Genomic DNA, 10957 nt, shown 5'->3' with positions numbered 1-10957 from the left:
ACCCGGGCGTACACCACCACCCGCTCGACGCCAGCCGAGGCAGCAGGTAACGGCTCGCCCACCATGATGAGTCGACCCAGCCGGTAAGTAGGAACGGGCAGCGTCCCAGCCGCGTACTGCCGCCGCGCGGTGACATACGCGACGCCCTGAGATGCCGCCCACTCCTTCAAGTTCACCCGATCACCATAGCATCCCTAAGGACGCTAAAGACCACTCAATCCCGAGTAGTTGTTAACCCCGTCGGCGCGCCCGCCAACCGGGGTCAGAAGTCGGCGAACAGGTACGGCAGGTGACGCGGGAAGAGGCGGCGCAGCTCCGCCGCCGCGTCCGCCGGCACCTCGCCCAGCCCCCGCAGGCCCACCTCCACCGGGTCGAGCACCCCGTACGCCAGGGCCGAGATCCCGGCGGCGGTCAACGTGGCGGTGGGCGGCTCCCCGGCGGTGGCGGCGGCGCCGGTGACCAGTTCCAGCGCGCCGGTCGTGCCGTCCAGCAGGTACGACCCGGCCAGCCAACGGTCACCGGTCAGCTCGACGCGCACCCGGCCCGGCCCGGTGGGCAGCCCGGCCAGCGCGTCCACCGACAGCAGCCGGGCCATCGGCGCCGACGAGCCCGGCCGGGCCACCCGCGCCTCGACGTGCACGGCCAGGTCGGTCAGCCACAGCTCCGGCGCCTCGTCGACGGGGAGTTGGACGCTCACCCGCTCCACCTGGTCGACGTGCTGGGCGAAGAACCGCAACAGCAGCGCGCGGGCCACCGGGTCGGTGACGAGCAGGTCGTCGGCGACCAGTGTGCCGCCGTGGTCGTCGATCCGGTAGGTCACCGCGCCCGTGACCGTCCCGCCGACCCGGGCGGTGAGCAGCCACCGCTCGTCGCGGTCGCGCAGCCCGACGTCCCGGTAGTCGGGGAAGATCGCGAAGCCGTGCCGCTCGCGCAGGCAGCGCTCGGTGAACTCGCGCCAGGTCGGGTAGCCCGCGCCGATCCGCTCCCAGCCCACCTCGCCCGGCAGGTCGGCGCGGAGCAGTTCGCCGAGGTCGGCCGGCGAGAAGGTGGCCGTGCGGGCCTTCGGCAGCCCGACGTAGCCGAACCGGGCGTAGAACGACGACCGGAACGGCCAGAGCGCGGTCAGCGCATGCCCCTCGTCGCGCATCTCGTCGAGCAACTGGTGCAGCAGGGCCCGGACGTGTCCCTGCCGGCGGGCCAGCGGGTGGGTGGCCACCCCGGCGACGCCGGCCATCGGCAGCACCGTGCCGCGCAGGTTCTGCCGCATGGGCACCGCCGAGGCGGCGGCCACCGCCGTGCCGTCGGACTCCACGACCAGCGTCCGGTTGCCCTCGTTGTAGGGCAGGTAGTCGCGGTACTCCTCCGTCCGGCCGGGGCGGGACGGCGACGTCTCGAACGCGTACGCCTGGAGCGGGAAGCTGGTGGTCAGGCGCTCTTCGGAGTGCACCCGGCGGATGGTCATCCGCCAATCCCATCCCGGCTTCCCGGGTCGGCGCAACCGCAATTGCCGGAAGCGGCCGGCGCGACCGGGTGGTCCGCCTGGCCCCGGCGTCAGCGACCGCCGCGGCGGTCAGCCGATCGGCAGGTGGCGCAGGTGCCGGCGGCGGCGCAGCCGGACGCTGAACACGGCCGCCACGGTGACGATCAGCAACGCGGTGACGGCCAGTCCGTGCAGCGACCCCCGGGTCAGGTAGCCGGAGTCCGTGTGGTCCACCGCCCAGGTGGCGATCTCCCGGCTGGACCAGAACGGGGTGAGCCTCGCGCCCGTGCCGGCCGGGTCGATCAGCATCTGCACCGCCACGACGGTGAGCAGCAGCAGCGTCCCCTCCAGCTCGCGGGGGAGCAGGGCGCCGATCAGCATTCCGAACGGCGCGGCCACTCCCACGCAGCAGAGCATCGCGACGGCCACCCCGCCGTGCCGCAGGTCGGGCGCGTCGACCACGGTGAGCACGAAGAACGGCACGGAGATGAGGAGCCCCGCCGCCCACAGGCCGAGCATTCGGCCCAGGTAGAGGTGGTGCGGGCGGTAGCCGGCCAGCCGCAGCCGGGGCTCCAGCTCGCGGGCCGCGCCGGTGGCGAAGAGCGCGGCGGTGCTGACCGCCCAGCTGATGCCGAGCAGCAGCGACCGCACCGACTGCCCGACGTGGGAGTCGCGCCGGATCAGCCAGAAGGCCAACGGCATCAGCAGCAGGAGCAGGAGTACGCCCCGCCGGCGCAGCAGCTCCCGCAGGGTCATCTCGGCGACGGTGACGAGGCGGTTCACGGACGCCCTCCCTGGGTGGCCGGGGTCAGGTCGAGCACGAGGTCGACCCGGTCGAGCTGGTTGAGCAGGTGGGTCACCACGACGATCGCCCGCCCCTCGTCGCGCAGCCGGGCCAACTGGTCCCAGAAGTTGACGTACGTGCCCTGGTCGAAGCCCTGGTAGGGCTCGTCGAGCAGCAGCACGTCCGGCTCGGCGAGGGTGGACATGGTGAGGTTCAGCTTCTGCCGGGTGCCGCCGGAGAGGTGCCGGGCGAGGACGTCGCCCTCGGCGTCCCAGCCGAGCTGGTGGGCCGCCGCCCGGCCGGCGCGACGGGCCGGGCCCCGGGCCACGCCCCGGCCGGCGCCGACCAGCACGAAGTGCTCGTCCGGCAGTAGGAAGTCGGCGGTGCCGCCCTGCTGGGGGCAGTAGCCGAGCCGGCCGGAGACGGTCACGTCCCCGGCGTCGGGGGAGACCAGCCCGGCGCAGATGCGCAGGAAGGTGCTCTTGCCGCAGCCGTTCGCCCCGACCACGGCCGCGATCTGTCCTGCCCGGACGGTCAGCGACGCGTCGCGCAGCACGGTGCGTCGCCCGTACCGCTTGGTGATGGCCCGGGCGTGCAGCCGGACCGGGCCGGGACGCGGGTTGGGCGAGGTGCCGATGCTCTCCACGATCGCGGCGGCGTAGTCCTGCGGCCGGCCGAGGACGACCCACGGGTCGCCCCCGCTGTCGCGCAGGTGCGTGGCGGCCTCGGCGACCACGTGCCGGGCGGCGTCCACCCGGACCCGGCGTCGGTCCAGCTCGGCCGCGAACGCCCGCAGCCACTCGTCGGCGTTCATCCGTCGACCCCCTTTTTGACGATGTCGTTCACCGGGGCGACGAACGCGAGCCACGCGCTGCCGCCCTGGCGCAGCGCCGCCCACCCGCTGTCGGTGAGCCGGTAGTACTTGCGCGCGGGCCCGGACTCGCCCTCCCGCCACTCGGCGGTGACCAGGCCGGTGCGTTGCAGGCGCAGCAGCACCGGATAGAGCGTGCCGCCCTGGATCGGCCCGATGCCGGCGGTGTCGAGGGCGTGCGCGAGCTGGTAGCCGTAGGACTCGCCCTCCCGCAGCAGGGCCAGGACGCAGAGGTCGAGCACCCCGCGCAGCCACTGCCCACGCCGGTCGGATTCCACCACGGCAACATAGCGACACCATCTAGATGGCGCAACTACCTAGCCGGCGGCACGGATCCCCGCGCACGGGGAACCGGGGCGGCTAGACGGCGGTGACGTCGGAGACCACGACGGTGACGTTGTCCGGCGCGCCGGCCTGGTGGGCGAGCTTGACGAGCTGCTCGCCGCACTGCTGGCGGTCGGCGTACGTGCTCAGCGCCGCGGCGATCGCGGCGTCCTCGACGTAGTCGGACAGGCCGTCGCTGCACAGCAGCAGCCGGTCGCCGGCGGCCACGGTCAGCATCCCGATCGCGGGCGGCGTGTCCGCGCCCTGCACCGCCCGGGTCACCAGCGACCGCTGCGGGTGGTGGCGTGCCTGCTCCGGCGAGAGCGCCCCCTGGTCCACCAGCGCCTGGACGAAGGTGTCGTCCCGGGTGAGCTGGGTGAGCTGGGCGTCGCGCAGCAGGTAGCAGCGGGAGTCGCCGACCTGGGCCAGCACCAGCGCGTCCCCGGCGAGCAGGGCGGCGGTGAGCGTCGTACCCATGCCGTCGCGGGCCGGGTCGACGGTGATGGCGGCGTGGATGCGCCGGTTGGCGGTGCTCACCACGGCCCGCAGCGCGTCGGCGGCCTCGTCGGGGGTGGTCGGCGGGCTCAGCTCGTCGAGGATGCGGATGACGATCTCGCTCGCCACCTCGCCCGCGGGCAGGCCGCCCATGCCGTCCGCGACCGCGACGAGGCGGTCACCGGCGAGGGCGGAGTCCTCGTTGTTGGTGCGGACCAGGCCGATGTCGTTGAGGATGGCCGAGCGGAGGATCAGCGTCATGGGGTCAAGCTTGCCAAGAACACCCTGCCGCCGTCTCTACGCACTACTGCGTAGGGTGTGGGAATGATGCCGGTGTCCATGGTCGGGCGCGCCGGTGAGCTGGCCGAGCTCGACCGGGCGTGGTCCACCGTGGTCGATTCCCGGCGCTCCGCGCCGGCCGTCGCGGTGATCACCGGTGAGGCCGGGGTGGGCAAGTCGCTGCTGGTCGCAGCCGCCCTGGAAGCCTTCGCCCCGCGCCCGGCGGTGGTGCTCTCCGGCGCGGCCCGGGTGCACAGCCCCGCCCCGTACGACTGGCTGGCCGCCGTTCTCACCGGTCGGGACACGAGCGGGCTCGACCTGCCGCCGGACGCGCTGGCCTGGCTGGCCCAGCAGCCCACCGCGCCGCGCGAGCGCTACGCGCCGGGCACCCTGCTGCGGCTCGCGGTGCGGGTCGTCCGGCTGCTGGTCGGCGCCGGCCCGGCCCTGCTGGTGGTGGAGGACCTGCACGCCCTCGACCCGGCCAGCCTGAACCTGGTCGGCGAGCTGGCCACCGCCGCCGACCTGCCGGCGCTGCTGGTCGTGGCCACCCGGCCCGCCGCCGACGCGGTCGCGCCGGACCTCGCGGTCCGCGCGCTGGCCCGGCTCTGCGGCGTCCGGGGCGCCGTCCGCCAACACCTCGGACCGCTGCTTCCGGCCGAGGTCGCCGAGGTGCTGACCCAGGTGTACGCCGACCTGCGCCCGTCCGGTCGCCTGGCGCGCGCGGTCTGGCGGCGCACCGGCGGCAACCCGTACGCGCTGACCGAACTGCTCGCCGCGCACGCCGGCCAGGGGCCCGAGGCGTTGCTCCGCCCGCCGCCGCCGGCACCGCCGGCCCGGTCGACGGCGGTGGCCCGGTCGGCGGCGGTGGCCCGGCCCACGGCGGCCCGGTCGGCACCGGCGCGGTCGGCGGCGGTGGCGCCCCGGCCGGCCGACCCGGTCGACGCAGAGCTGACCGGTCGGGAGATCGAGGTGCTGGGCTGCCTGGTCGCCGGGATGTCCAACAAGCAGGCCGCGCGGGCGCTTGGCATCTCGGTGCGGACGGTCACCGTGCACGTGTCCAACCTGCTGCGCAAGACCGGGTCGGCGTCGCGTACGGAGGCGGCGATCTGGGCGGTGCGGCGGCGGTTGCCGGCGCCGACGCCGGTCGACGGCTGAGCCGCCCCGCGCGACCGGATCGCCAGGCCGGCCGCCGCCACCGCGGGTGGCCGGGCCGTTGAGCCGCCGCGCCCGCCCCCACCGCGCGTGGCCGGGCCGTTGAGCCGCTGCGCCCGACCCCACCGCCGGCCGGCCGCCCCGGCGCCGTCGGTGCTGCGGGGTCAGCGGCGGGGATAGCGGAGCAGGAGGCTGGCGGCGACCTCCTCGTCGCCGACGGCGGCGTACACGTGCGGCACGTCCGACGCCCAGCGCAGGTGCTCGCCTGCGGCGGCCGTCAGCGGCGCGTCCACCGGGCCGGCGCGCAGCACGCCCGCGAAGACGGTGACGTGCTCGGTGACGCCCGGCTGGTGCGCGGGGGAGAGCTGCTCCGGGCCGGGCGCGACCAGCATCCGGTACAGCTCGTAGGTGGCGTCGGTGTCCTCGAAGACCTCCAGCAGGATGGCGGTGACCGCCGCGCCGCGGACGGTCGGTCCGGCGGCCGGGCCCGAGAGCACGGCCGTCAGCGGCACGCCGAGCTGCGCCGTGATCGCGTAGAGCGTCTCCAGGGTCGGGTTGCGGGTGCCGTTCTCCAGCCCGGAGAGCGTCGCCTTCCCCACCCCGGCCAGCCGGGCGAGGGTCGACAGGGACATCCCCCGTTCCTCGCGCAGCGCGCGTACCCGGCGGCCGACGGCGTCGGCTCCCGGATCGGGGTGCGGTGGGCGGGCTGGTGACGGGTGCGGCACCCCGCTATCGTGCTACAGGTTCTTGTTCCGTAAACGGAACGATCGGGGTGGGGATGGCGGGACGGACACAACCGTTGCTGGCGGGCGTGGTGACCGCGCTGGTGGGGTTCGCCAGCTCGTTCACCGTGGTGCTGGCCGGCCTGCGGGCCGTCGGCGCCACCGACGCGCAGGCCGCCTCCGGGCTGCTCGCGGTCTGCGTCGCGTCCGGGATCTCCGCCGTCTGGCTGGGCCTGCGGCACCGGATCCCGATGAGCGTCGCCTGGTCCACCCCGGGCGCGGCGCTGCTGGTCGCCACCGGCCCGGTGCCCGGCGGGTGGCCCGTCGCGGTCGGGGCGTTCCTCGTCTCGGGCGTGCTGATCGTGGCCGCCGGGCTGTTCCCGGCGCTCGGTCGGGCCGTCGCGGCGATCCCCCGGCCGATCGCGGGCGCCATGCTGGCCGGCGTCCTGCTGCCGCTGTGCACCGCCCCGGTCCGCGCGCTGGTCGAGGTGCCCCGGCTGGCCGCGCCCGTGGTGCTGGCCTGGCTGCTGCTGCACCGGTTCGCGCGCCGCTGGGCGGTGCCGGGCGCGCTGGTCGTGGCGGTGGCGGCGATCGCGCTGACCGCCCCGGTCGCCGGCCTCGGGGGCGCGCGGCTGCTGCCCGCCGTCGAGCTGACCGCGCCGGCCTGGAGCGTCTCCGCCATGGTCGGCCTGGCGCTGCCGCTCTTCCTGGTCACCATGGCCGCGCAGAACGTGCCCGGGATGGCGGTGCTGGTCGGCTACGGCTACCGGCCGCCGTTCGGGGCCGCGCTGCGGGCGACCGGCCTGACCAGCCTGGCCGCCGCGCCCGCCGGCGGGCACGCGGTCAACCTCGCGGCCATCACCGCCGCGCTGGCCGCCGGCCCGGATGCCCACCCCGACCCGGACCGGCGCTGGATCGCCTCGGTCACCGCCGGCACGGGGCTGGCCCTGCTCGGCCTGGGCGCCGGGGCGGCCACCGCGTTGATCGCGCTCGCCCCGCCGGTGCTGATCGAGGCGGTCGCCGGGCTGGCGCTGCTCGGCGCGCTGGCCACCGCGCTCACCTCGGCGCTGGCCGAACCGGCCGCCCGGGAGGCCGCGGTGGTCACGTTCGTGGTCACCGCCTCCGGGGTGACCCTGCTCGGCGTGGGCGGCGCGTTCTGGGGCCTGGTTGCCGGCGGGCTGATGCTCCTGCTCTTCCGCCGCCGCTCCGACGACCCGGCCGCGTCGCAGCCCGCCCCGCCCGAGCCGGCTACCGCGCCCGAGCCGGCTACCGCGCCCGAGCCGGCTACCGCGCCCGAGCCGGTGGCCGCGTCGCTCCGGCCGGCTCCGGTCGGGTCGGACTCCCCCGCCGGCGCCGCGTCGCCGCGCGGCGCCCGGGTCGGCGGCGACTGACCCCCCGCGCCCGGGTCGGCACGACTGGCCCTCCACGCCCGTCGGGCTGGATCGTCCACGGCATCAGCTCGACGGCGTACGGGCGTACCGGCCCGGGGCTGGCCGGTAGGCCGGCGTCACTCCTCCGGGGGCAGGGCGCCGGCGGGGACGTCGAGGCGTACCCGGCCGTCGGCGACGGTGGCGATCTGCTCGGCGAGCACGTAGACCGCGCCGGTGCGCGCCAGGTCGGTGGAGACCTTCAGGTAGCCGCTGTGCAGCAGCCGGGCCGCCAGGTCGGCCGGCACGTCCGGCTCCTCGACCGCCGTCGACTCGATCAGCTCGTCCAGGCTGCTGCCCGGATCGGCGGTCGGTGCTTGCACGGTCACCGCGTTCGGGTCGCCGCGCTGCACGAGGTCGACCGTGCCGACCTCGGTGCCGTCGACGTCGACCACCCGCATGCCCGTGGTGACCCGGGAAACCATCGCCTGCTGCTCGGTGCCCTGATTCATTCTGGCGCGGTTCCCGGCCCCCGCTCCGGCTAAACCGCCCGCGCCGCGCCCAACGCCCGCCCGCCGGCCTTCCTCACAGCTCGGGGGACCAGGCGCTCGGTGGCCGGGGGGAGAGTTCGCGCCAACTGTCGGTGCCCTGGAGCAGCGCCCGGACCGTCTCCTCGGCCTCCTCGGCGCTGTCGTACTCGTAGAACTGGGAGACGCCCTCGGAGCCGCCGGCGCGCTGCTCGACGTGCCACCGGTCGGCGTCCACCCGGAGGAACACGTCCCGCCGCGCCAGCCGGCCCCATTTCCCGTTCCACCAGTGCTTCCGCTGCTCCATGGCGGGACTCTATCGAACATACGTACGAGAAAGTGTGGCCCCCGCGGGATTCCCGCAGGGGCCGGTGTGCCTGTGCCGGATTCAGCGCGGAGTGGGCGGTTCCTGCCGGCGGCCGAGCACGTCGTCGAGCGCGCCGCGCTGCTGCCCGGGGGTGGCGTGGCCGGCGGCGACCAGGGCGTCCCGGATCTCGGTGAGCAGCTTGACCTCCTCGCTCGGCGCCGTCGGCGGCGGCTCCTCGCCCCGCTTGCGCCGCTCGGCCAGCTTGTTCATCGGGAAGACGACCAGGAAGTACAGCGCCGCCGCGGTGAGCGCGAAGGTGATGATCGCGTTGATGAAGCTGATCCAGTCGAACTCGACACCCCGGACCTTCCACGCCGTGCCCTGAAGGCCGCCCTCGCGACCCGTGATCACGAGCGTGATCAACGCGATCAGCGGCTTGAGGAACGAGTTGGTGAGCTGCGTGACCACTGCCGTGAACGCGGCGCCGATGACGACGCCGACCGCCAGGTCGACGACGTTCCCGCGCATGATGAAGTCTTTGAAGCCCTTGAGCATCCGTACTCCCGAGGTGTCCGGTCTTCCGTCCGGCACAACCTATGCCCCGGGTGGCGGCTCCAGAAAAGCGCCGGCCTCGATCGCCGCCCGGCCCGGGTCGCCGGCGCGGATTGCCTCGACCAGCCGGGAGTGGTCGACGTAGCGCTCCGGCTCCAGCGCGCCGCCCATCGACTGGGTGATCGTGCTGCGCAGCGCGGCGCCGACCGAGGCGTACAGCTCGGCGAGCATGCCGTTGTGCGCGGCCGCCACCACGGCGGTGTGCAGCGCGGCGTCGGCCTCCACGAACTCGTCGACCCGGCCGCCGAGCCAGGCCGCCTCGCGCACCGCGAGCGCGTCGTCGAGCGCGGCCAGGTCCTCGGGCGTACGCCGCAGCGCGGCGAGCCGGGCGGCCTCCACCTCGAAGGCGCGCCGCACCTCGACGACCTCTGCCGCCCGGTCGACGGTGAGCCGGCGGGCCACCACCGGGGCCAGTTCGTCGGTCGACACCACGTACGTCCCGGAGCCCTGCCGGCACTCCAGCACCCCGGCGTGCACCAGCGCCCGCACGGCCTCGCGGACCGTGTTCCGCCCCACGCCGAGCGCCGCGACCAGCTGCGGCTCGGTGGGGATCCGGCCACCCACCGGCCACTCGCCGCCGAGGATCCGCTCCCTGAGCTGCGCGATGGTCTGCCGAACGCGGTGCCCACGGGGCGGCGCGGTGGCGGAATCAACCGACGGTGGCACTGGTTACAACTCCTGCCCGGAATTCATCCCATGATTGTAGGTTCAACGGTATGACCCCGCCACCACCCACCGCCACCGCCGGCGTCTCCGCCTCCACCGCCGACCCGATCCCGGCCCCGGACGGCGTGCCGGTCACCCCCGCCGTGGAGCGGGCGAAGCCGGGCCGGCCCGCGCACCCGGCCACCGGGGGCGTGCTGGTGCTGGTCGGGATGCTGCTGGTCGCGGTGAACCTGCGGGCCGCCGTGACCAGCCTCGGGGCGCTGCTCGACGAGGTGCGGGACGGCCTGGCGCTCTCCGGGGCGATGGCCGGCCTCGTCACCACCCTGCCCACCATCGCCTTCGCGGGGCTCGGCGCGCTCACCCCGTGGCTGGTCCGCCGGTTCGCCCCGGCCAGGGTGCTGGTGGTCGCGATGCTCGCGCTCGCCGCCGGTCAGGTGCTGCGGGTGGTCACCGACTCCGCCCTGGTCTTCGTGCTCACCAGCGCGCTGGCGCTGGCCGGCATCGCGGTGGCGAACATCCTGTTGCCGATGCTGGTCAAGCAGCACTTCCCGCACCGCACCGGGCTCGTCACCGGGGCGTACACGATGGCGCTCACCGCGGGCACGACGGTGGCCGCCGCGTCGGCGGTGCCGGTGGCGCACGCCTTCGGCTCCTGGCGGGTCGGGCTCGGGGTCTGGGCCGGGCTGGCCGCGGTGGCCGTGCTCCCGTGGGTGCCGCTGGCGCTGCGGGCGCGGGCCGCCGCGCGGCGGGCCACCCCGACGGAGGCCGTCGCGCCCCGCACCCGGATCCGGCCCGGCCGGACCCGGCTCGGCTGGGCGATGGCGGTCTACTTCGGAGCGCAGTCGCTCAGCGGGTACGCGATCATGGGCTGGCTGGCCCAGCTGTTCCGCGACGCCGGCTACCACCCGGAGACGGCCGGGCTGCTGCTCGCCGGGGTGACCGCCCTCGGCGTGCCCATCGCCCTGCTGATGCCGACGCTGGCCGGCCGGCTGCGGACGCTGCGCCCGCTGGTGCTTTCGCTGACCGCCGCGTCGACCCTGGCCTACCTGGGGCTCGCCCTGGCCCCGCACGGCGCGGCGCTGCTCTGGGTGGCCCTGCTGGCGATCGGGCAGGGCGCGTTCCCGTTGATCCTGACGGTGATCGGCCTGCGGGCCCGGACCGCCGAGGGAACCGTCGCGCTGTCGGCCTTCGCGCAGAGCACCGGCTACGTCATCGCCGCGCTGGGGCCGCTGCTGGTGGGCATCCTCTACGAGGCGACCGGCGGATGGACCGCGCCGATCGGGTTCCTGCTGGCGGCGCTGGCCGTGCAGACCGCCGCGGGCCTGGTGATCGCCCGCCCCCGGCACATCGAGGACGAGGCGTGAGGAGGAA

Annotated in this window: 13 protein-coding genes; 3 read left to right on the top strand and 10 right to left on the bottom strand. The window is 75.5% G+C overall.

The features are described from left to right. Positions 1-262 precede the first annotated feature (262 nt). The 5 genes from eis to ACGF5C_RS08625 all read right to left on the bottom strand — a co-directional run bounded on the left by eis (position 263) and on the right by ACGF5C_RS08625 (position 4215). Positions 263-1447: an enhanced intracellular survival protein Eis gene (eis, locus tag ACGF5C_RS08645; protein WP_393298383.1), complete on the bottom strand. Its 1185-nt coding sequence runs from the start codon at positions 1445-1447 to the stop codon at positions 263-265. Between the two features lie 123 nt (positions 1448-1570). Then, on the bottom strand, positions 1571-2263 hold the full coding sequence (locus ACGF5C_RS08640; protein WP_393298380.1) for a hypothetical protein: 693 nt from the start codon (positions 2261-2263) through the stop codon (positions 1571-1573). Beyond that, a complete protein-coding gene (locus tag ACGF5C_RS08635) occupies positions 2260-3078 on the bottom strand; it encodes an ATP-binding cassette domain-containing protein (protein ID WP_393298377.1) in 819 nt (272 codons plus the stop codon). Before ACGF5C_RS08635 ends, ACGF5C_RS08640 begins: the two co-directional genes overlap by 4 nt. After that, entirely contained in the window at positions 3075-3413 is a 339-nt protein-coding gene (locus tag ACGF5C_RS08630) for a PadR family transcriptional regulator (RefSeq protein ID WP_393298374.1), read from the bottom strand. The genes ACGF5C_RS08635 and ACGF5C_RS08630 overlap by 4 nt, the downstream gene beginning before the upstream one ends. An 82-nt stretch (positions 3414-3495) precedes the next feature. After that, positions 3496-4215 (bottom strand): PP2C family protein-serine/threonine phosphatase, encoded by a 720-nt coding sequence (locus ACGF5C_RS08625; protein WP_393298371.1) that lies wholly within the window; start codon positions 4213-4215, stop codon positions 3496-3498. A gap of 63 nt (positions 4216-4278) precedes the next feature. Between ACGF5C_RS08625 and ACGF5C_RS08620 the strand changes: the two genes are divergently transcribed. Next, entirely contained in the window at positions 4279-5388 is a 1110-nt protein-coding gene (locus tag ACGF5C_RS08620; RefSeq protein ID WP_393298368.1) for an AAA family ATPase, read from the top strand. 161 nt (positions 5389-5549) lie between these two features. Here the strand turns inward: ACGF5C_RS08620 and ACGF5C_RS08615 are convergent, their stop codons facing one another. Further along, positions 5550-6017, bottom strand: coding sequence for a helix-turn-helix domain-containing protein (locus ACGF5C_RS08615; protein WP_393298365.1), 468 nt, complete (start codon positions 6015-6017; stop codon positions 5550-5552). 146 nt (positions 6018-6163) lie between these two features. On the opposite strand from ACGF5C_RS08615, the gene ACGF5C_RS08610 reads away from it, so the two are divergent. Beyond that, the gene (locus tag ACGF5C_RS08610) at positions 6164-7498 is read left to right on the top strand and encodes a benzoate/H(+) symporter BenE family transporter (RefSeq protein ID WP_393298362.1); all 1335 of its coding nucleotides are present in this window, start codon (positions 6164-6166) and stop codon (positions 7496-7498) included. A gap of 116 nt (positions 7499-7614) precedes the next feature. Here ACGF5C_RS08610 and ACGF5C_RS08605 read toward each other — a convergent pair whose 3' ends face one another. The 4 genes from ACGF5C_RS08605 to ACGF5C_RS08590 form a co-directional block, all read right to left on the bottom strand. Further along, a complete protein-coding gene (locus ACGF5C_RS08605; protein ID WP_350701996.1) occupies positions 7615-7986 on the bottom strand; it encodes a hypothetical protein in 372 nt (123 codons plus the stop codon). Positions 7987-8059: 73 nt separating this feature from the next. After that, positions 8060-8308 carry a hypothetical protein gene (locus ACGF5C_RS08600; protein WP_393257347.1) on the bottom strand — a complete coding sequence of 83 codons (249 nt, stop codon included), beginning with the start codon at positions 8306-8308 and terminating at the stop codon, positions 8060-8062. 81 nt (positions 8309-8389) lie between these two features. Further along, positions 8390-8863, bottom strand: coding sequence for a large conductance mechanosensitive channel protein MscL (gene mscL / locus ACGF5C_RS08595; protein WP_393298359.1), 474 nt, complete (start codon positions 8861-8863; stop codon positions 8390-8392). A 39-nt stretch (positions 8864-8902) separates the two neighbouring features. Further along, the gene (locus tag ACGF5C_RS08590; protein ID WP_350701991.1) at positions 8903-9586 is read right to left on the bottom strand and encodes an FCD domain-containing protein; all 684 of its coding nucleotides are present in this window, start codon (positions 9584-9586) and stop codon (positions 8903-8905) included. Between the two features lie 50 nt (positions 9587-9636). Here ACGF5C_RS08590 and ACGF5C_RS08585 point away from each other — a divergent pair, with 50 nt between their 5' ends. Next, positions 9637-10950: an MFS transporter gene (locus ACGF5C_RS08585; RefSeq protein ID WP_393298356.1), complete on the top strand. Its 1314-nt coding sequence runs from the start codon at positions 9637-9639 to the stop codon at positions 10948-10950. The last annotated feature ends 7 nt before the right edge of the window (positions 10951-10957 follow it).

The organism is Micromonospora sp. NPDC047620 (genome assembly GCF_043205005.1).
In the GTDB taxonomy this organism is placed as follows: domain Bacteria; phylum Actinomycetota; class Actinomycetes; order Mycobacteriales; family Micromonosporaceae; genus Micromonospora.
This window is presented reverse-complemented; position numbering and strand designations above follow the sequence as displayed.

What these genes read in the sequence shown, in the direction of transcription:
- ACGF5C_RS08625 (WP_393298371.1), bottom strand. Translation starts at nt 4,215, where the DNA reads ATGACGCTGATCCTCCGCTCGGCCATCCTCAACGACATCGGCCTGGTC.
- ACGF5C_RS08585 (WP_393298356.1), top strand. Translation starts at nt 9,637, where the DNA reads ATGACCCCGCCACCACCCACCGCCACCGCCGGCGTCTCCGCCTCCACC.
- ACGF5C_RS08610 (WP_393298362.1), top strand. Translation starts at nt 6,164, where the DNA reads ATGGCGGGACGGACACAACCGTTGCTGGCGGGCGTGGTGACCGCGCTG.
- ACGF5C_RS08605 (WP_350701996.1), bottom strand. Translation starts at nt 7,986, where the DNA reads ATGAATCAGGGCACCGAGCAGCAGGCGATGGTTTCCCGGGTCACCACG.
- ACGF5C_RS08620 (WP_393298368.1), top strand. Translation starts at nt 4,279, where the DNA reads ATGATGCCGGTGTCCATGGTCGGGCGCGCCGGTGAGCTGGCCGAGCTC.
- ACGF5C_RS08600 (WP_393257347.1), bottom strand. Translation starts at nt 8,308, where the DNA reads ATGGAGCAGCGGAAGCACTGGTGGAACGGGAAATGGGGCCGGCTGGCG.
- ACGF5C_RS08635 (WP_393298377.1), bottom strand. Translation starts at nt 3,078, where the DNA reads ATGAACGCCGACGAGTGGCTGCGGGCGTTCGCGGCCGAGCTGGACCGA.
- mscL (WP_393298359.1), bottom strand. Translation starts at nt 8,863, where the DNA reads ATGCTCAAGGGCTTCAAAGACTTCATCATGCGCGGGAACGTCGTCGAC.
- ACGF5C_RS08615 (WP_393298365.1), bottom strand. Translation starts at nt 6,017, where the DNA reads ATGTCCCTGTCGACCCTCGCCCGGCTGGCCGGGGTGGGGAAGGCGACG.